The sequence below is a fragment of the Capnocytophaga granulosa ATCC 51502 genome, assembly GCF_000411115.1.
Taxonomy (GTDB): Bacteria; Bacteroidota; Bacteroidia; order Flavobacteriales; family Flavobacteriaceae; genus Capnocytophaga; species Capnocytophaga granulosa.
The window spans coordinates 364767-385795 of record NZ_KE150253.1 but is presented as its reverse complement, the minus strand read 5'-3'; the positions used below and the strand labels follow the sequence as shown (position 1 = coordinate 385795).

15 protein-coding genes are annotated in these 21029 nt (G+C 42.8%); all 15 read right to left on the bottom strand.

Annotated features, from left to right (window positions below):
• Position 1: 1 nt before the first annotated feature.
• Positions 2-421: an HXXEE domain-containing protein gene (locus HMPREF9331_RS06820; RefSeq protein WP_016420266.1), complete on the bottom strand. Its 420-nt coding sequence runs from the start codon at positions 419-421 to the stop codon at positions 2-4.
• Positions 408-821, bottom strand: a complete 414-nt coding sequence (locus HMPREF9331_RS06815) for an SRPBCC family protein (RefSeq protein ID WP_016420265.1) — start codon at positions 819-821, stop codon at positions 408-410. The genes HMPREF9331_RS06820 and HMPREF9331_RS06815 overlap by 14 nt, the downstream gene beginning before the upstream one ends.
• Before the next feature lie 102 nt (positions 822-923).
• On the bottom strand, positions 924-2960 hold the full coding sequence (locus HMPREF9331_RS06810; RefSeq protein WP_016420264.1) for a M13 family metallopeptidase: 2037 nt from the start codon (positions 2958-2960) through the stop codon (positions 924-926).
• Between the two features lie 21 nt (positions 2961-2981).
• The gene (locus HMPREF9331_RS06805; protein WP_016420263.1) at positions 2982-3701 is read right to left on the bottom strand and encodes a GNAT family N-acetyltransferase; all 720 of its coding nucleotides are present in this window, start codon (positions 3699-3701) and stop codon (positions 2982-2984) included.
• Positions 3702-3829: 128 nt separating this feature from the next.
• Complete coding sequence (locus HMPREF9331_RS06800; RefSeq protein WP_016420262.1) at positions 3830-4909, bottom strand: hypothetical protein; 1080 nt, start codon at positions 4907-4909, stop codon at positions 3830-3832.
• A gap of 40 nt (positions 4910-4949) precedes the next feature.
• The gene (locus tag HMPREF9331_RS06795; protein WP_016420261.1) at positions 4950-5897 is read right to left on the bottom strand and encodes a DUF4300 family protein; all 948 of its coding nucleotides are present in this window, start codon (positions 5895-5897) and stop codon (positions 4950-4952) included.
• 56 nt (positions 5898-5953) lie between these two features.
• On the bottom strand, positions 5954-6508 hold the full coding sequence (locus HMPREF9331_RS06790) for an RNA 2'-phosphotransferase (RefSeq protein ID WP_016420260.1): 555 nt from the start codon (positions 6506-6508) through the stop codon (positions 5954-5956).
• A gap of 375 nt (positions 6509-6883) precedes the next feature.
• Positions 6884-7471: a hypothetical protein gene (locus HMPREF9331_RS13120; RefSeq protein WP_016420259.1), complete on the bottom strand. Its 588-nt coding sequence runs from the start codon at positions 7469-7471 to the stop codon at positions 6884-6886.
• Positions 7472-7497: 26 nt separating this feature from the next.
• Entirely contained in the window at positions 7498-8049 is a 552-nt protein-coding gene (locus tag HMPREF9331_RS06780; RefSeq protein WP_016420258.1) for a GNAT family N-acetyltransferase, read from the bottom strand.
• A gap of 24 nt (positions 8050-8073) precedes the next feature.
• A complete protein-coding gene (locus HMPREF9331_RS06775) occupies positions 8074-9084 on the bottom strand; it encodes a virulence RhuM family protein (RefSeq protein WP_040357151.1) in 1011 nt (336 codons plus the stop codon).
• Positions 9084-11558, bottom strand: coding sequence for a M1 family aminopeptidase (locus HMPREF9331_RS06770; protein WP_016420256.1), 2475 nt, complete (start codon positions 11556-11558; stop codon positions 9084-9086). Before HMPREF9331_RS06770 ends, HMPREF9331_RS06775 begins: the two co-directional genes overlap by 1 nt.
• Positions 11559-12050: 492 nt before the next feature.
• Positions 12051-12629: a flavin reductase family protein gene (locus tag HMPREF9331_RS06765; RefSeq protein ID WP_016420255.1), complete on the bottom strand. Its 579-nt coding sequence runs from the start codon at positions 12627-12629 to the stop codon at positions 12051-12053.
• Between the two features lie 129 nt (positions 12630-12758).
• Positions 12759-14792 carry a M13 family metallopeptidase gene (locus HMPREF9331_RS06760; RefSeq protein WP_016420254.1) on the bottom strand — a complete coding sequence of 678 codons (2034 nt, stop codon included), beginning with the start codon at positions 14790-14792 and terminating at the stop codon, positions 12759-12761.
• A 287-nt stretch (positions 14793-15079) separates the two neighbouring features.
• Positions 15080-16996: a phage terminase large subunit gene (terL, locus tag HMPREF9331_RS06755; protein WP_016420253.1), complete on the bottom strand. Its 1917-nt coding sequence runs from the start codon at positions 16994-16996 to the stop codon at positions 15080-15082.
• 435 nt (positions 16997-17431) lie between these two features.
• Positions 17432-20758 (bottom strand): transcription-repair coupling factor, encoded by a 3327-nt coding sequence (mfd, locus tag HMPREF9331_RS06750; RefSeq protein WP_016420252.1) that lies wholly within the window; start codon positions 20756-20758, stop codon positions 17432-17434.
• Between the last annotated feature and the right edge of the window lie 271 nt (positions 20759-21029).

Sequence of the window (21029 nt, the reverse complement as noted above, 5' to 3'; positions counted from 1 at the left end):
ATTATTTTTTCACTACTTGATAAATCCATTTAGGGATAAGATACACACCTATAAGACAAGTTACCATTACAGGAGAATAAGAATGAGTAAAATAGCTTATCAGAATATGCCATATCAGAAAGAAGCTAAGTTCTATAAGATATACTCCGAGAGCAATTCTCGTGGCTTTTTCGCTCCTTCGGCACAAAAAAGCAACAAGAGCGACTAACGCAAGTTGTCCTATGGAGGCTCCTATGAAATATTCAGGGTGAGCATTCGCCAAATGTGCATTCTCCGAGATTCTCGGAAGTTGTAGCCAAGAAGGTATTTTATCTACAAAGTCAATATACCATTGCCAAAAGGATATACTCTCTTCTACTTGATGCAAGGCATGTAGCCCCATCGTTGGAAACCATAGATGTAAGTGCTTATTTGTTTGCATATACTTTTACTTTTAACGCTGTAATATAGTTCTGTTGTATACGTTTCAAATTCCAAAAAAGAGGAGCCATAAGCCTCAAAAAGAAATTCTTGATATGTATCTTCTCTTGAAAACAGATTTTAGTACCTCCCTTATAAGATTCAAACTTCCCTTCCCATTCTCCAATGAATAGCTTATGCTGCATTGTAAAGGCATAATACTCGTTTTCTATCTTTCGAATATTACTAAAGAGTGTATACCCTCCTGCCTTGTAATATTCAATAAAACCTTCTTCCAACAGCTCTATATCTTTAACTTCCTCTCGCCACTGAAAATTACTATTATCTGTAACAATGTCATATACCAATGCAATAGGCGCATCAATAAAATCAGTTATCGTTGAAATAAGATAGGATTTCATTTCTTTTAAATTATTTGTTAGGTATTAATCCTTTTATAAATAAAAAAGTAAAAGGTTATAGTGTTTTACCTTTTACTTTTTATCTTTTGTTTTAAAAAGAGCCTACCATATTTTTACGCGGTCTTCTGGCTTGCGATAGAGCTTATCACCTTCTTTCACATCAAAGGCTTTGTACCAAGCATCTACATTAGTCAGAGGAGCAAAAGCACGGAAATAGCCTGGGGTATGAGGGTCTGTCTTTACCTGATTGGTCATAAACTGATCCGTAGAGAGCGTACGCCATACAGTTGCCCAAGAGAGGAAGAAACGTTGATTTTGGTTATACCCACTGATGTCTGCCACAGCACCATGATCTTTGAGATACATTTGGAGCGCATCAAAGGCTATATTCACCCCTCCAAGGTCAGCAATGTTCTCCCCATTGGTAAAAGTACCATTGACAAAGACACCCTTTACAGGTTCATATTTGTCAAACTGAGCCGCCAAGGCTTTGGTTACCTTTTCAAAATTTTCTTTATCGGCAGGGGTCCACCAGTTTTGTAAATTTCCATCTGCGTCAAATTGGGCTCCACTATCATCAAAACCATGAGTAATCTCGTGACCAATTACAGCTCCTATTCCCCCGAAGTTCACAGCAGGATCTGCTTCAAAACTAAAGAAAGGTGCTTGCAAAATAGCGGCAGGGAACACGATTTCGTTATAGAGAGGATTGTAGTACGCATTGACTGTCTGTGGAGTCATTTCCCACTTGGTTTTATCCACAGGCTTACCTACCTTATCCAACTCTTTTTGGTAAGCCCACTGGGTCACCTTAATCAAGTTTTCAAAAAGAGAAGCATCTGCAGAGAGAGACATCTTAGAATAGTCCTCCCACTTGTCAGGGTAACCTACTTTTACTTTGAAAGTGCTGAGTTTATGGAGTGCTTTTTCCTTGGTAGCATCGCTCATCCAAGTCACATTCTTGATATGCTCTGCGAAACTTTTCTTAAGATAATCCACCAAAGTAACCATTTCTTCTTTGGCCTTGGCTGGGAAATATTTCTCTACATAGAGTTTTCCGAAAGCCTCTCCTACTACCCCATTGATAAGAGAAAGTGCACGCTTGTTCATAGGGCGTTGCTCCTGCTGTCCGTTGAGGTATTTGCTATAGAAGTTAAAAGAAAGTTCGTCCAAAGCTCCATTTAGATTTCCCGCGTTGCTCGCCACTAAGTTGTAACGGAGATAATCCTTAAGTAGAGGGAGGTTCTTCTCATTGACAAACTTGTCATATTCTTTGTACAAACGTATTTCCCCTACAATCACCTTATCCGTATTCACCCCTACTTTTTTAAGAAAGGCAGGGATATTGAGGTTCTTTACCAACTTAGAAAGCTCACTCATCGTCTGAGGATTGTAACTAAGATTAGGATCACGGTCTTCCTCATTGGTAAGCATAAGCTTGGCAAGGTCTTTCTCAAAAGCCACCTGTTTTTGTGCCTTTTCATCGGCATTAGCATCACCAAGAAGCTTAAAGATGTCCGCTACAAATACCTGATATTTGTTAATAGCCTCCGTATTGCTTTCACTTTGTTTTTGGTAGTAGTCACGCCCCAATCCCAAACCAAAATTACTCAAATACACCGCATTCTGGTTAGAATCTTTCATATCGGCATACACACCCCAGCCACATACAGGATTTTCTCCCAGTGGAGTAGCCTCTTCCAAATAGGCTTGTAGATCAGCGAGGTTTTTGATAGCCTCTATTTTCTTCAAATAAGGCTCAAGAGGTTCCAACCCGGCCTTGTTACGGGCATCCATATCCATATAGGTCTTGTAGATAGCTTGGATCTTTTGTCCTTCAGAGCCGTCGGGGTAGGAGGTTTTCAGTAGGTTATCCAAGAGGGAAAGGCACTGCTCATCGGTTTCCTCTCTCAGCATATAGAAAGTACCCCAAGAGGGTTTGTCAGCAGGAATTTTGGCGGTTTTCATCCACCCCCCATTGACGTAGTTATAGAAATCATCTTGCGGGCGCACGGAAGTATCCATAGCCGAGAGATCAAGACCTTTGTCGGTTGTTTCTTCTTTCATGTTGTCTTTTTTAGTAGGGTTGCCACAGCCCACCATAAGGGCAAGGCAGGAATACAAGTAAAATTTGTTCATATTTTATTAAGTTTTGAGTTGTTAGTTTTGAATTTTAGAAAGATCAAGGAACATTTGTCTAATATTTTCATTTTTATCTTTTTCTGTGAAAGAAATAAAACCCAATTTCTCATAAAAAGAAACCGACTGCTTATAAGCATCAATAGTGATTAACCTACATGCCTGTCTTTCATTATGTTCTAAACAATCATTGATTATATTGTGAATTATAAGACTACCCAAGCCCTTCCCTTTGTATGTTTTATCAATAGCAAGTCTACCTATTTTGATAGCAGGGATTGCTCTTAAGTAACGTTTGGGATAAGGAATAAGCTCTCGTAAGAACTTTCTATATTGATTCTTAGAGACAAAGAAAGTCTCTTCCACCCGAAAGCTATCATTTAAGAGACTATAATAGCCCAATGTTCTTTCATTATTTTCTATGATAAAAGTGGTAGCAAGCAATTCTTTTTTGTAAGGAAGTGCTTCCTGAAGGAGAAACTCATTTAGCTGTTCATTTCCACAATCAAAAGGTTTTATTTTATGCTTTTCTGTGAGTAAACTAACAGAAATATTATCATCTATCTCTGTTTTTTCTTTTTTAAATAATGATTTGAAGAAAGCTGCATCTTTCTCTATCTTTTTCCGACTAAGGGAAATTCCTTTCTCTTTAAGGTAAGTTTCGTAATTTTCTATTTTTTTCCAAAACTCTTTAGCCTCTTTCCCTACCAAGGCAGGAGTCGGTTGAATGATTGTCGCCATAATTTCTTGTTTTAAAGAGCAAAAGTACAAATAAATAATTAAATGAAAAAGTTAAAATGCGATTATTTTTTCAATCTTTCTATCCAATCGTTGAAATGTTTCTTTTTTTGGTATATACTCGCCATTCATTAAAATTCGCCATCAATCATATGGTCAAATTCTTCTATATAAAAATCTTGAAAAAAGACCTCTCCAAAGTCTTTCGTGGTAAGTTGTACTTCCTTTTTAGCTCCTTGTTCTCCTCCGCTTAGGTCAATATACCCATAGCGATGGAGTAGGAAATCGTCTGCATGCTTGTTATACTTGAAGGTGATATAAGCCTCCGCCGGAAAATTGTTTCCTTTGAACTCCAAAGTGAAATATTCCCCTTTGCAGACAATTCGGTGAAGTGGCCAATCCATATAACAAAAATCAGGTGCTATCAGGAGCTTATACTTGTGTTCTTCTTGCTGGCTAAGAAGCAGTACCAACTTTCGGTGTGCATTAGGGCCTGCTTGTTGTTCGGCAAAGGAAAAAAGGATGTCCGCCTTTCCATCTCCATTGAGGTCGCAACTGTGGAGCTGCTGCTCTAAGTCATATGCTCCTATACGAACTACCCTTTCTGATAGCTCGTTGGGGGCCTTTACCTGACATTTTTTTTGGTAAGGAGTGATGATACTGCGCCAATAATCTCTTTGTTCATCTGTTACTCTCAAGTTCTCTTCTTCATTCTCTACAGTAAAGATTGCTCCCTTGCTCCATTGTCCATCCTTGAGCAAATAGCTAACAATCTTGTATGGATACATGTGGTAACTTTGTTTTTCCTTAGACTTTTCCAAGTATTTGTTATCAATAACAAATATAAGTACATCAAAATAACGACTAATTTCCTCTGGGGAAAGGCTATGAATGGTCTCTGTGAACTTATCGGATTCTAAAACAGAGGAACTACCAAAATAATCTAAGATATAGGGGTTAAACTCTACTGTCTTGGGTAGAAGGGAAACCTCCACTTCTCCAAAAGCATTATCCATACTTTCGGGTGTCATTATCTCACTTGCATAGAAATAATTATATTGAGGCTCACTATTGGTAACATAGGGTACTCTCTTGAGCAGCTCATAGAGCTTTGTCTCTATCTCAGGGCTTATGGGCTGTTCAGTGATAGGGGTTGTTTGCTTGCAGGCAAAAAGCCATAAGGATAAGAGGATAAGGGATAATCTTTTCATAGTAGTCAGGAATTAGGAAGTACCTTTTACTTTTTAGCTTTTATTTTTTATTTTCTTTATACGGGTTGGGGCGATAGCCGTCCATCAGGGAGTCGTTCTCCATGATAAAGGGAACCGCATTGGGCTGCTCCCATTCCACATCGTAACGGTTCATCAGGTAATCGCTTAGCTCGGTACGGTTGGCAAAGATAATGGCTTGGTAGGGTTCTTGGAAGGCAAGTTTCTCTATGAAAAGGAGTTTGCCCTCATAAGGTACCAACACTCCCACATGCCCCACAAAGAGCATATTCTCCTCTGGGGTGATTTGAGAATGGAAAACAGCCGAGATAAGCGATGCCTTGGTAGGGTCTCCCTTATAGCGGAAAGTGATACCCCGCTCTTTCCAAGCACGTTGCATGGTTTGCAAATGGGTATTGATATCCTTGGTATTGGTGGTAGGCACTTCGGTAAAAAGCGCAAAAAAGTCGTTTTCCTCTGCTGAGGTAAAGAGCTTTTTAGGGGCATTGCGCAAGGACTCACGATCTATAAAGAGTACTTCGTCCTCTCCCTTGCTGGCAAACTTCTTATCAGGAAAAGCAATCAAATCACGCAAAAGGGTAAAGGAAGTCAAGCGGCAGTTATACCCCTGAAAGGCAGGGTATTTGGCCATCCAGTCGGTTTGTATGGCTACCTCATCATACTTGGGCAGTAGGCTATCAATAGTTACAAAGCCCTCTGGGACAAGGTTTGCTTTCGCTCCAGCGGTTTGGTTAAAGAGAGCTACACTCTCTAAGAAAGCAGCGACATGCTGCGCTGATATCCCAGCTGCAGTAAGGGCTTGCTGTACTTTTTCTTGAGTAGGCGTATCTACTAAGTTAGAATAGGTCAGCGTTGGTGCGGCTTTTTCTTGAGCCTCTTGTGGCGTTCCCGCCGCTGCTGTAGTGGGGGCTTTCTTCTCTTGGCAGGCTATAGCCGCCAAAGAAAGTAGGGTCAATACAATTTTTCTCATTTTTATCATCTATTTTTTATACTTTTGGAGGCAATTTGCCTCACTTACCTAATATGCTACGACTCAACTAACTCTAAAAACTTTGGTGGTACCTTATCCGTAAGCCATACTCCATTGGCGGAGAGGTAGAAAGTAAAACCTTCCTTGTACATTGCCATTGTATTTACTTTAAAAATTATAGGGCTGCCATGTCGGCTTCCTACCTTAGTGGCTGTTTCTATATCAGTGCTAAGGTGTACATACTGGCGTGTTTGCTTTTGGAGTCCGCTTTTGAGAATGCTCTCTACAAATCTGCTGGCAGTACCGTGGTACAAACATTCGGGGGGTATTTGGGGCAATAATTCTAACTCTACAGTAATCGAATGTCCCTGATTGGCGCGTATTTTTGTGTTATCCTCGCTAAAAGCATACCGCTGTTTGCTATCGGTAGCGACGATTTCTTCCAACATTTTAAGGCTGAACACTGGGAATTTACGCTTCATATGCTTAATGAGCACATTTACCTCAGCCCAACCATGTGCATCGAGGGTAATACCAATTGCCTCAGGGTGGTGTCGCAATACCAAACTGAGGAATTTGCTCTCTTTTTTATACTTTTCTTCTTTAGACATTATTCTATGTTTTGCGCGCTTTGCGGGCTTTTTGCACGCTTTTTGCGCGCTTTTCAGGCTTTTTTGCACGCTTTTTTAGTTATATTTTAACATGTAAGATGTATTTACACTAACCCCTAATATCTTTTAAACAAGCACCAATCCTGTTTGCTGTAAGTAATAGTTCTTCCCTACTTGCTCCTTTGCCTTATCGGAAATCCAAAAATCGGGTTTAAGCAATTGTTCTGCTTGACTGTTACAAACTCATAATCATCTCTACTGAAAACCATTTTCAAACTCCTAAGGAGTGATTACAAAATTAAAACTTTTGTGCCAAGTGTTTGCAAAATACATAATGTTCAATGATTAATAACTCTAATATTTGTTGTATACGTCTCACTTTGTAGGGTAAATCACCACTGTTTGCTCTTTGCCATAGCTGTCAAACTCTTTTGAAATATAAAAAGCCTTTATCTTAGATACTGTTAATTGGTCATTCTTAGCTACCAAATAAACATCATAGCGATGAAATCCCCCTGCTGATGTCCATAAAAAATTCTCAAAGGTAAGCTTCATTAGGGTTTCTTTTTTCTTTTTCTGATATTTTACCTTGTAGGGAATCATCTTCTCTGTGCCCAGCTCTATAAAGGTAGTATCAATAATGATAGATTTCCCATTGAACTGAATTTCAATATTCTCTAAGGGCTTCAACTTCTTTTCTAAAGCCTTTGTAAAACTGCATTTGGGATCATTGTCAAAGATTATTTCGCAATCAGAATAACTGAAGATTTTCAGCTCATCATTCAAGAGCTTTTTCTCTGTCATTATAAACGCTTTATGATGTGCTTTATAGTCCTCAATACAATAATCTTTGTAGTTTTCATCAGGGATAAAAATAGCACAATAGTCTAATTTACTTTGTATAGTTTGAGATTTACCACACAAAGTTATAGCTGAAAAAATTAATAAAAGAACTGTTTTCATTATATCACCTTTAATCTAAAACTGGATTACTGCATATCTTTTTGAAGTGTATATACCAAGACCGTATGTCGCTCCCCTATTAGTGGGAACAAGAAATCTTCAAGGGTATGATGATAGCGAAAACCGCATTTTTCAATAACCCGCTGTGAGGCTATATTTTCCTTGTATATACCCGCCCACAACTGAGTAAGAGACAACTCCTCAAAGGCATAGCGTATAATTTGTAATGCAGCTTCTGTCATATACCCTTTGCCCCAAAAGTCTTCTCCTAACCAATAACCTATTTCGGCTTCATTTTCACCTACAGAGAGCCTACTTTCTCCTTGAAAAAGTAGGCTTTCTCCTTGAAAAAGCAAGCTGATACTCCCTATAAGGGTGTTATCAGATAGGCAAATAGCGAAAGAGTGAGGTTTGCGAAGTACTTTTTCAATGATCTCTCGGCTCTCTTCTACACTTTTGTGGGGCATCCAACCACACCTTTTGCCTATAATAGGGTTATGTGCTTGTATATATAGCGCCTGGGCATCGGAAACTTCCCAAGGACGAAGCAAAAGACGTGTAGTGTGAAGTGTTTTCATTTGTTTTATTATATTTGTTGACGGCTATTTTCCCCTTTTATTACTTGTTATTATATGCTTGATATCCTGATCCAATTGCTTAATGCTCTGAAAATGTTCTATCTCTCGTTGATGTTCCTTATAGCGTGTATATTCTTGAGTTGCTTTCTCTACGGCTAATTCGTGAGAGATAGTACCTGCATGTTCAAGAATATTCTTCTCGTTCATAGTAAGTACCAAGCGGAGTTTCTGTATCCAGTCTCGCATATACATGGGCTTCTCAGCCAGTGCCTGTGCCTCTGCATAGGCAAGGAACTGTTCTACAATGAGTTTCAGCATAGTAATTTCCTCTTCATTTAAGTAGTTTTTTCCGATAAGAGCATCAGATTTAGTTACTTTTCCTTCTTTTTCTGTAGAGGTTAGTCCCATCATAGGAAGTTGCGCATTGGCACGATAGAAAAGCAATTCAGCAGCTGTCTTACCACTTACTGCCCAAAGCAACTTGTTTTGTATCTCCTTATAAAATGCTATTGTCATTTTATCCGAAGGGTTATAATCAATACTGGTAGCATAAATGTCCTTTATTTGTTGATAAAAGAGCTTTTCTGACAGACGTATTTCACGGATACGCCCTAAGAGTTCTTTAAAGTAGTTATAAGACGATCCTGTCTTAAACCGCTCATCATTTAGGACAAATCCCTTGATAATATATTCTTTTAGTCGCTGGGTTGCCCAAATACGGAACTGGGTACCTTGCTGAGATTTTACTCGATAACCTACAGAAATAATGACATCAAGATTATAATAATCTACTTGGTAAACTTTCCCATCGGTGGCAGTTGTTGCATATTCTGCAACAACTGATGAGATATCCAACTCTCCCTCTTCGAATACGTTCTTTATATGTCTGGAAATTGTGGACTTATCTCGTCCAAAGAGCATACACATCTGAGCTTGGGTTAGCCAGACAGTGTCTTGTTCAAAACGAACATCTATTTTGATACTCCCATCTTCAGATTGATAGATGAGCATTTGGTCATTATTGGCTTTCATCATTACTTTATCTTACTCTTAAGCTCCTCCAGCATTTTGATTTGCTCCTTTATAGTAGCGGTATCAGGGAGTTTTTTCTTTTGAGCAATACCTTCGTCTATGACTTTCCAAAGGGCTTGTTTGGCCTTATCTCCGTTCTCTTCTTGGGTAAAATCCTTGTAGGCTTTTTGCATTTGTTCTACTAGATTCTTGTTATCCAAGCTCATTGCCCATAGGTAGGCTTTTTTGAAATCGGCAGCTATTTCAGGATTGTCCTCTTCAAGGAATGGGTAATTAACCAAATAAGGCATCAGGGTAGGGAGATACTGTGTCATCTTATTATCGGCAATCACTCCTGTAAGGCCTGCGAGTTGGTCTATCTCAAGTTCCTTTGGATCGGCCTTTTCCAAGAAATCCTTAGCGCGCTTAGGGTTGGTATGGGCTATGGCATTGAGCGCTGCATTCTTCACGGCTCCCGAAGGGGTGGTCAGTGCTTTCTCATAGAGTGCGGTATAGCGTTTGTTCTCTTTGGAGCTTGACAGAACCCATATAGCTGCTGATTTGACTATGTTGCTGGGATCGGAAGTAGCTATTTTTTCGACCTGTGCCAATTCTTTTTTGTTCAAAGAAAAGTCAGAGAGGCGCTCCAAGGCGATGTTACGCACCTTAAAGTAAGGATCACGGAGGGCTGCTAAAAGCACTTCCTTGCCTTCGTTCTCCCCAAGTGAGGTAATGGCCTGCATACGGCTCTTTAGCTCAGGGGCATGTTGCACTTGGTAGAGGAGTTCCTTGACACTCTTGAGATACTCTTCTTCCATGACAATTACCCCCTCTGGATTGATGTTGACCAACTCTGGGTCTTTATTCGCTGGGAAAGTAAAGGTATTTTCCCCTCTTGCACTCACCCATACGGTATGGCGAGTAGCTTTGCCACTAAGGTAAATATCTATATCCAAAGGAAATTGGAAATATAGTTTTTCCTCTTGTGTTTGGCGTATCTTAACTGTCAGTTGCTTTTGGGAGGCATCATATTGTTTTTCTACCTCTACTTTAGGATTTCCATTTCCAAAATACCACTGATTGAAAAACCAACTAAGGTCTTTTCCGCTTATCTTCTCAAAGGATAGGCGCAATTGGTGAGCTTCGCCAGTGCCATATTCATTGCTTTTGAGATAGTCGGTAATTCCTTGGAAAAATGCCTCATCACCAAGGTAGCGGCGGAGCATGTGTAGGATAGCGCCCCCCTTGTTATAGGAGACAAGGTCAAAGACATCATCACGGACATCGTAGCCAAAGCGCACTAAGTTCTTTAGAAAATCATCTTCGCGATGTAGGTACTGTAAGGTATTGTTGCTTAGGTGATAGTCTGCCTCATCCCTTCCATACTTATGGTCGAGCCAAAGGTATTCGCTATAGTTGGCAAAGGACTCATTGACCGTAATATTAGCCCAGCTTTCAGTGGTTACCAAATCACCAAACCAGTGGTGTGCTAGCTCATGGGCGATGATTGGTTCCCAATAATTTTGGTCATTGAGGGCATCAGCGCTTTGGTAAGCACTCTCGGCATGGCTTACGGCAGTGGTATTCTCCATAGCACCAGTGACAAAGTCACGGACAATCATCTGTGCGTATTTTGCCCATGGATAGTCATAGCCGAAACGCTCAGAGAAGAAAGTCAACATCTGGGAGGTATTACCGAAAATTCGCTTGGCAAGGGGTTCGTATTTCTTCTCTACATAGTATTCCACAGGCACTCTTCCACGCCAAGGTGTATCCTTCACAACGGCAAATTCGCCCGCTCCCATAAAGAAAAGATATGGGGCATGCGGCTTATCCATTACCCAATGGTCGGTACGTAGGTCGCCCTTTTTCTGGGAGCTTTTCAGTAGCCCGTTGGAGAGGGTCACGAAGCTATCGGGTACGGTCATCTCGATCTCTTGGGTAGTCTTTTGGTTGGGCTTATCTATTGTTGGGAACCAGCAGGAGGAGCTTTCGGACTCGCCTTGTGTCCATACTTGGCGCATAGGCCCTTGAGGATCGTTTTCGGGATTGACAAAGTAAAGCCCCTTGGTATCGGTAATAGCAAGGCTTCCCTTATCGGTTACCTTCTCAGGCTGAGCGGTATATTTTATATACACTGTATAGGTTTCTCCTTTTTTATATATTTTGGGGAGTTTGATACGCAGCACATCATTCTTATAGCTATAGGTAAGGGGTTGCTGCTTGCCTTGGTCGTCAAGGGCAACCTTGTGGATAAGCATAGCCTTGGCATCAAGGATAAGGCTATCAGAGGGATAGAAGAAAGGAGCGGCTGTGAGCCATTCTTCCCCGCCAAGGGTTTGATTAGAGAAATTGAAATCCACCTTGAGCTTGGTATGCTTTAGGGCGGTTTTCTTTTCAGGGGTAGCACGATAGAGGGTTCTACCAGAGGTATCGGTTTGCGCATGTGTATAGCCTGTAGCCATGAGGCCCAGTGCTAATAGAAGTATTTTCTTCATATAAGAATATTAAATGCGCAAATATACGACTTTTTTAATTGTTAATTGTCAATTGTCAATTACTCAGTTTATTAAAAAGTCGGAGGGGTTAAGTAAGCTGGCGCAAACTGTAAGTCCTTAATTTAAGTTTCGCAAGTTGTTTTTAGGTTGCTATTGAAATTACAAGTAACTGATAAACAATTATTTGTAAAAACCTCCCCCCAACCCCCCTCCAAAGGGGGAGCTTTAAGGGCGTTGAAATGGTCTAATTTGTTTATTAAATTAGAAAATTTCCCTTCTATAACTTATTGAACCTCTACTACTTACTAACTCCCCCCTTGAGGGGGGGGTAGGGGGGATGTTTTGAGAATCAGTTGATTACAGAGCTTGCGAAACTTAAGTCCTTAATATATTGGTACGAGCTGCAAGCTCGCACCAGCATAGGAATAGTGAATAACGAATAGTGAAAAGTGTCACTCACTATTCGTTATTCACTTTTCATTTTTCATTTCTTTACTTAATTGAGAAATTTAGTCCTTTGTGTTCACCTATGCCATAATAGTGTTTGAAGTTATAGATAAGCGGTTCCCAGTTGAGTGGGTTGATCTTATTGCCGTCCAAGACTAAGTTATCCTCGGCATGTACTTGTACAATTTCCAGTTCTATGAGGGCATAGCCGTTGCGATCATTGACATTGACCACTTTGGCTTCGGCCTGGATAGGACACTGGGCAACACGAGGAGGGCGTACCTTCACGGAAGCAAGAGGGGTGAAGCCTCCGAGGGCAAACTTGTCATCAGTATGAGTATATTTGGCAGCCTTCTGTGAAGGTACGGGGTCTTTGGCGGTATAAGGAGCAATGGCCTCTACCTTTTCCCACATGGAGGCTGTAGGTAGGTTGAAAACCACTTCGGGCACTGCCATGACATTATCATAGGCTTGGTTGAGCTTCACTAAGGCAATCACAGCATTGGTACCTATGTTAAAGGTACAAGTAATAGGAGTGACGTCGGCCTTTCCGTTGGCATCCACAGTACTGAGTAATACTACAGGAAACCCATAGTAAAACATGTTGGGTAAAAATGATTGCATATGATTAAAATTTTAAATTAGGACACAAAGGTACGAAATTAAAAACAAGTGACAAGTGACAAGTGACAAGTGATAATTTTTTTTTCCACAATTTGTTATTGGTCACTGGTCACTTGTCCTTGGTCACTATTACCATATTTTCACTCTTTCTTCGGGTTTCTTATAGAGTTTGTCTCCTTCTTTCACGTCAAAGGCTTTATACCAAGCGTCTATATTGAGCAGTGGTGCATAAGCACGGATATACTGAGGTGTGTGTGGGTCAGTTTTTACCTGATTGATAAGGTGTTTTTCTTTGGCTACAGAACGCCATACAGTTGCCCAAGAGAGGAAAAAGCGTTGGTTTTGGGTATATCCGCTGATTTTTCCTACTTTCCCATGCTCCTTAAGGTATAACTGCAAGGCATCATAGGCGATATTGACACCTCCAAGGTCAGCAATATTCTCTCCACTGGTGAAAGTACCATTGACAAAGTGTCCTTTTACAGGCTCATACTTATCAAACTGAGCAGCCAAGGCCTTGGTTACCTTCTTGAAGTTCTCCTTATCCTTGTCACTCCACCAGTTTTTCAGGTTGCCATCGCCATCGTATTCTGCTCCGCTATCGTCAAAGCCGTGGCTCATCTCATGGCCAATTACTGCCCCTATACCCCCGAAGTTCACCGCAGGATCGGCATCAAAACTAAAGAAAGGAGGCTGGAGAATGGCCGCAGGGAATACGATCTCATTATTCATCGGATTGTAATACGCATTGACTGTCTGAGGGGTCATTCTCCAGCGAGATTTATCCACTTTTTGGCCGACCTCTTCCAATTGTTTTTGGTAACGCCAAGCACGTATTTGGCTGATATTCTCATAATAAGACGCCTGGGAAGCTGGTTTTATCACAAGGCGTGAGTAGTCCTGCCACTTATCGGGATAGCCTACCTTTACACCAAACTTACTGAGCTTTACCAAGGCCTTTTCTTTAGTCTCTTGAGACATCCAAGAGAGGTCTTTGATATGCTGGGCAAAACTACGCTTGAGGTAGTCGATGAGTACCAACATCTCCTCTTTTGCCTTAGCTGGGAAATATTTTTCTACATATAGCTTACCGAAAGCCTCTCCCAAGAGTCCGTTGATCACCCCTAAGGCACGCTTGTCCATAGGACGCTGCTGTTGCTGACCGCGAAGATATTTGCTAAAGAAATCAAAAGCAAGCTCATCCAAATTCTGGTCTAACACATGGGTATTCTGTGAGAGCAGTTGTATCTTGAGGTAATCCTTGAGCAAAGGAAGGTTCTCAGTACTTACCAAGCGATCATACTGCTCATAGAGGCGCATCTCCCCTATGATTACCTTGTCGGTATGCACTCCTACGCGTTGCAAATAGGCAGGCAAGTCAAGGTTCTTGACCAAAGTCTTAAGCTCTGCCAAAGTCTTGGGGTTGTAGCTGCTATTGGGGTTGCGTTTCTCCTCATTGGTAAGCATGAGCTTGGCCACACGACGCTCAAAATCCACTAACTGCTTGGCTTTCTCTTGGGGTTGCTCGTCTTTCAAGAGGGAAAAGAGTGTAGCTATATATTCTTGGTACTTAGCGAGGGCTTCGTTGTTACTTTGGCTTTCTTTCTGATAGTAATCACGTCCCATCCCTAAAGTGAATGCTCCTAAATAGACGGCATTCATCTGAGAATTCTTCTTATCGGCATAGATGCCCCAATCACAGATTGGGTTTCCCCCCAGTGGAGTGGTCTTCTCCAAGTATTGCTGTAGGTCGGCAAGGCTTGCTATTTTGTCTATAGACTGTAATTCCGCTTGTAGGGGAGAGAGTCCCTCACGGTTACGCCTATCCCAATCAAGGAAGGACTCATATAGGTCTTTTATCTTTTGTCCTTCTGAGCCTTGGGGGTAGGTTTCTTTTAACAGTTGTGCTAAGAGTACCAAGCAATCCTCATCAGTTTTTTCGCGGAGCATATTGAAAGACCCCCAAGAGGATTTGTCTGCTGGAATCTGGGCGGTTTTCATCCAGCCCCCATTGGCAAAGGTATAGAAATCGTCCTGTGGGCGTACGGAGGTATCCATAGCCGAGAGATCAAGTCCCCGCTCTATGGGGTCATTCTTCTTCTGCGTGTGTGAACCACAAGCAGCCGCCAAGGCTACCGAGGCTAACAAATAGATTTTTTTCATTTTCTGATATTTTAGGTGCAAAAATACGAAATTTAATAATTAATGCCAACAATGATTAATGGTTAATGCCAATAGTGATAGATTGTTTATTCCAATTCATTAAGACGCAATAAATTGCGTCTCTACGGGAGACTACGCTCATCAGGAGTTGTCTTAGCCTGCGCATGTGTAGAGACGCAATTTATTGCGTCTTAGAAAGTTAGCAAAGAACACCTAATTAGTGACAAGTACAATAGGATTAGTCACTTGTCGTTAGTCATTAATCATTAATCATTAAACATTAATCATTACCTTACTCCAAACATCTCCGCCACACTGACTCTCTTGGGAGGTTGGCGGCATTCTATGGAGCCAGTGAGCGCATCAGGCGCATCGTCATGGGCGTTAGTACCTACGCGGAGGTAACCCGTCAGGTCGCGAGCAAACTTAGGGAAACGCTTTTTCCAGTCCAAAGGCATTTTAATCAGCTTTTGTACCGAGGCGGAAGCGGCAAAAATCCTTGCGGTCTTATTCTGATTCTGGTGAAACGGATTAAAGCGCGTCAGTCGGTTGCCTGTGTCCCACGAACGTTGTTGTAGGTTGCTGACAAACAAATTTCCGCCGTTGTTGCTCTCAATATGACAGCGCTCCACTTGGTGTTGCTGGAGCATATAGGTCAAAGTGGTTTCCGTAACCTCCATAGGGTCTTTGGTGTAGAGTACATCGGTGATATAGTTGCCGTCCTCTGCCTCTTTATAAAATAAAGCACATAGGTAATCCGCCCCACTATCGGCTGCATCTATATATGCTACCGAGTAGGAACGAGAAGGCAAGTCGGTATAACAGCTGAACTCTTCGTACATCAACCCTTGCGAAGGTTGCGGATTTTGTTGGTATAGACTCTCAAAGACAGTTGGGGAGCGACCTTTGATTTCGAGTAACTTACTTAGGCTATGTCGTTCAGGCCATAAAGGTTCACCTTCTGCTCTGGGGTCTTGCTCGCTTGGCGGCCTGTTCTGTATAGCAGGAAAACTAACGAGTAGCCAACCTTGCGGGTTTTCAATAGGGTCATATACGCCCTCTTGTTCGAGCAAGCGCCCAGCCAAGTCCTCCATGTGCCAACGAGTAAAGACCAACAGCTGCTGGCTATCGTTATGTAAGCGGGTAGAGGCTACTGTATCGTACCAGTCGGCCACATTCTGTCTGATGACAGGTGACCAAGCAGATGAAGCATCTTTGTATAAGTCGTCCATAATCAGCATATCCACAGGTTCGCCAGTTAAGGAACCTCCTACACCAATCGTCTTAAAGCTACCTTGGTAGCCTACAATTTCGCACTCATCGGAGTTGCGGGCGTAGTTGCGACTGCGTCGGCCTTGTTCTTGGTAGCTTGCCTGACCAGCAAGGAGCGTTTGTGGAAACAGTTCGTAATAGCGGTCATCGTCCATGATACGTTGCAATTCCCTATTAAATTTGCGTGCTTTGATAGCATTGTAAGAGACAATAGCAATGCGCTTGTCAGGGTCTTGTCCTAAGACAAAAGCAGGTAGGCGGCGAGTGGCGCCTTCGCTCTTGCCATGTTGGGGCGGCATGGTAATCATCAGTTTTTTGATTTCTCCCATGGCAAAGCGTGTCAGCACCTCGTAATAAGCGATATGGAAAGGGGCGGGAGCAAAAGCAGGGAGTGTATGGCGGGTGAAGGAGAGGAGGTTTTCCTGTGGCACGAGCTGCAAGCTCGCGCCAGCAGTGGAGTTCCTCTCCCCCAACCCCCTCTCCGAAGGCGAGGGGGCTACTAAGCAGGCGAAGGCTTCGGAGGGGTAATTGTTGTAAGCTGTATTGGGTAGGGGATATTGGTGTTGGGCAGGTGTAGGGGCAAAGTCCGCGAGAGCGGAGTATGTGAGCAATTCGCCCATGTTGGGATTATGATTGTTCGTGTTATTATCCGTGTTGTATTGGGCGAATTTTGATTGGGTATTTTGTGATTGGGCATTTTGTGATTGGGCGAATTGCCATTCGCCCCTACAACCGCGTGCTGGCTTATTATGCGTTGCCCGCTTTTCACTATTAACTTTTCTCTTTTCACTTCCCATCGCCCATCCTTCCAAACGCATAATGATACGGATAGCGGCAATACTATTATTAACGGTAGGGACTATGGTCTCTCCATTGTTATCTAAAGGCTCACGACGAGCGTATGTCCAAAGAATTTCTAAGGCCTCTTCCATAAGTTAAGTGAATAGTGAAAAACGAAAAGTGAATAGTGAAAAGTAAAGTCGCATAAGCGAGTATGTAATTCGTACAATTTTACAAGATGCCATGAATTGCGTCTTACAAAGTGTCTCATCCATTAACATGAGTTCTATATAACGAAAACTCGCACAAAGTCAGCTGTAGCGTCTGACAACTGACTTCTGATCGCTGAATACTGATAACCGAACAGAGTGCAAAATTACAAAAATGCAAGGGGCAAAGTCAAGGAAAAGAGGAATGAGAAGTAAGAATTTATACAATAAAAAATGGTGTTAAGTATTTAAGAAAAACATCAAGGGTTATAAAAATCAAGGGCTTAAGCCGACTTAAGCCCTTGATTCCTATAACTCTTTTTTCAATCTTCATCCACATACCCAGCTCCAAGTATTCGCTGGCTTTACCTTTCATTTCTAAAACTTGCTGATGATTCTCAGTGCCTTATCTATGGTGGTGATTTGGTCAAAGGTGATGATGAGTCTCAGTCCGTTGCGGGTCTCCTTTTCCGTAAGGCGACACTTGTCCGAGTTACGCTGGACAAAATCTAGTACGCGCTGGAAAGTACCACTTTGGTAAAATTTGCTTTGCTGGTCTGCAATGAAGTAACCAAGCATTTTACCCTGCTTCATCACTAAGCGTTCTATACCCATCTGGGTAGCTAACCACTTGATACGAACCGAGTTGAGTAGGTCTTTGGCCTGAGGGGGTAAGGGGCCAAAACGGTCAGTTAAGCGGTACTCATACTGGGCAAGTTCTGTCTCATTCTTCAGTTGGCTCAGCTCATTGTATAGGTTCAGGCGTTCGGTGATATTGTTGATATAGTTATCAGGGAAGAGTAGCTCAAAATCACTATCTATCTGCGTATCGGTCAGATAGACAGGCTCATGGCTTGTATCGGTATAGAGGTCAGCAAACTCGTTTTCTTTCAGCTCCGTAACGGCCTCTTGGAGTATCTTCTGGTAAGCATCAAAGCCAATATCATTGATAAAGCCACTCTGTTCGCCGCCGAGCAAGTCCCCTGCCCCGCGTATCTCCAAGTCCTTCATAGCGATATGGATACCGCTGCCGAGGTCTGTAAACTGGGCGATGGCCTGCATACGTTTGCGGGAATCCTCCGGTAGCTCCGAGAGGTTAGGCGTGATGAAGTAGCAAAAAGCCTTCTTGTTACTACGCCCTACCCTACCGCGCATCTGGTGGAGGTCGGAAAGACCAAAGTGCTGGGCATTGTGGATAAAAATCGTATTGGCATTAGGCACATCCAATCCGCTCTCTATGATCGTGGTGGAGACCAAGATGTCGTAATCCCCATTGATAAAGGCAAGCATCACCTCCTCCAAGTCCTTACCATCCATCTGCCCATGGCCAATACCAATACGGGCATCGGGTACTAGGCGCTGGATCATACCTGCGACTTCCTTGATATTCTCCACTCGGTTATGAATGAAAAACACCTGTCCGCCACGCTGAAGCTCATAGGCGATACCATCGCGTATCACCTCCTCGTTGAAGGTGATAATCTGGCTCTCAATAGGATAGCGGTTAGGCGGCGGGGTAGTAATCACCGAAAGATCACGTGCAGCCATTAGGCTAAACTGCAAGGTACGCGGGATAGGGGTTGCTGTAAGGGTCAGCACATCTATATTCTCACGCAGGGTCTTGAGCTTGTCCTTCACTGCCACACCGAATTTCTGTTCCTCGTCTATGATGAGCAGGCCTAAGTTCTTGTATTTCACCTTCTCATTGACAATTTGGTGGGTACCGATAAGAATATCTACCTTGCCCTGCTCAAGGTCGGCCAATACTTGGTTTTTCTCCTTGGCAGTACGAAAGCGGTTAAGGTACTCCACTCGCACAGGCAAGCCCTTAAGGCGCTCGGAGAAAGTCTGATAATGCTGAAAAGCCAAGATTGTGGTAGGCACCAGTACAGCTACCTGCTTGCTGTTGTCCACTGCTTTGAAGGCGGCACGGATAGCCACTTCCGTCTTTCCGAAGCCCACATCGCCACAGACAAGCCTATCCATAGGGCGCGCACTCTCCATATCCTGCTTTACCTCAAGAGTGGCCTTGCTCTGATCTGGAGTATCTTCATAAATGAATGAGGCTTCCAGCTCCTTTTGCAAGAAGGAATCAGGGGCAAAGGCATAGCCCACTGCCTCTCGGCGCTTGGCATAGAGCTGAATGAGGTTGAAGGCGATTTGCTTGACCCGCGCCTTGGTCTTCTGTTTGAGGGCTTTCCATGCTGCACTGCCCAGCTTATAGAGCTTAGGGGGCGCCCCATCCTTGCCATTGTATTTGCTAATCTTATGCAGGGAGTGGATGCTTACATAAAGCACATCTCTGTCCCCATAGATGAGCTTAATGGCCTCCTGCTGTTTGCCATCTATATCTATTTTCTGTAGACCAGCAAACTTGCCTATACCATGGTCAATATGAGTGACATAGTCCCCTATGGTAAGCTGCTGTAACTCCTTGAGGGTGATGGCTTGTTTCTTGGCATAACCATTGCGGATATTGAACTTATGATAACGCTCCAATATCTGGTGATCGGTATAGCAGTTAATTTTGCTCGATGTATCTGAAAAACCTTCGGAGAGGGAGTACTCAATCAGGCTACAAGGCACCTCTTGGTGCAGCTCCTCAAAGATATCCAAGAAGCGCTGTGCTTGCTGAGCACTCACACAGCAAATATAGTTGGTATACCCCTCTTGGTATTTCTCCTTGAAGTGTTCGATGAGTAGCTCAAAACGCTTATTGAACGAGGGTTGAGGACGCAGTGAAAAATCTACCCCTTCGCCCGCTTCTTCTTGGGGGGCATAGGGATTGATTTTTACTAAATAACGGCTACCAAGCTCCTCTATAGTCTCCTGTGCGGTAGCAAAAAGGGCTGCTGGGGGCAGGTGAGCCACCTCTCCCTTAAGAGACTCGAAGGCCTCCTGTGCTTTCTGGTACATACGCTCCCACTTAGAGGCAAAGAGTTCAAAGTCTTGAGCAAAAATAACTGTATCTTCAGGCAAGAGTGAAAGAAAGGAAGTACGCTGTTCCCCTGCCAATTTGTTTTCTATATTAGGAATAATCACCACTGAAGGCACCTGAAGCAGAGAGAGTTGGCTTTCCACATCAAAGGTACGGATGCTCTCAATAGTATCGGAGAAAAACTCAATACGGTAGGGTGTGTCATTAGAGAAAGAAAAGACATCCACTATCCCCCCACGTACGGAGAACTCCCCTGGCTCACTTACAAAATCCACCCTTTGGAATTGGTACTCAAAGAGGGTTTCGTTGAGCGTATCCAAAGAAAGATGTTCGCCCCGCTTGAGCGAGAGGGTATTCTTGTCCAACTGCTGGCGGGTGAGCACCTTTTCAAAAAGCGCTTCGCTATAGGAGACCACCACCTTTACTCCCTGCTCAAGGCGAGAGAGCACCTCCGCTCTGAGCAGCACATTGGCATTGTCCGTCTCCTCTGTTTGGTAAGGACGGCGGTAGCTACTGGGGAAGAAAAGCACCTGCTCCTGCCCCAAGAGCAATTCCAAGTCATTGAGCAAATAAGCCGCCTGCTCCTTGTCATCACCCACGAAAAGCAGCGTACGCCCTATCTGCTTAAAAATATCAGAGAGGACAAAGCCCTTAGCCGAGCCTACAAGCTCCCTTACATAGCAGGGTGTTTTTGCCTTAATATATTGTAACAATTGTTGATAAGGTTTTCCTCCTAAGAAGGAGGAAAGCAGTTGTTCTTTACTCATTTTTTGTGTCTTTTACCCTAAAGGTTTAGCGCAAATATCTACACAAATTTGGTTCCCAAAACCTCCCCTCACATACCCAGCTGTGAGCACTCGCTGGCTTTCCCCTCCAAAGGGGGAATAAATACATTAAAATCTCTTAAATCCCTTGTATAAGCCTGAATATCTGTCTTTTATAACATATATTCTAATTTTTAACGCCCTTATTCCCCCTCTCTGAGGGGGTAGGGGGAGGTCTCCAACATTTGCGTAAATAGCTACTATGTTTAGCGCA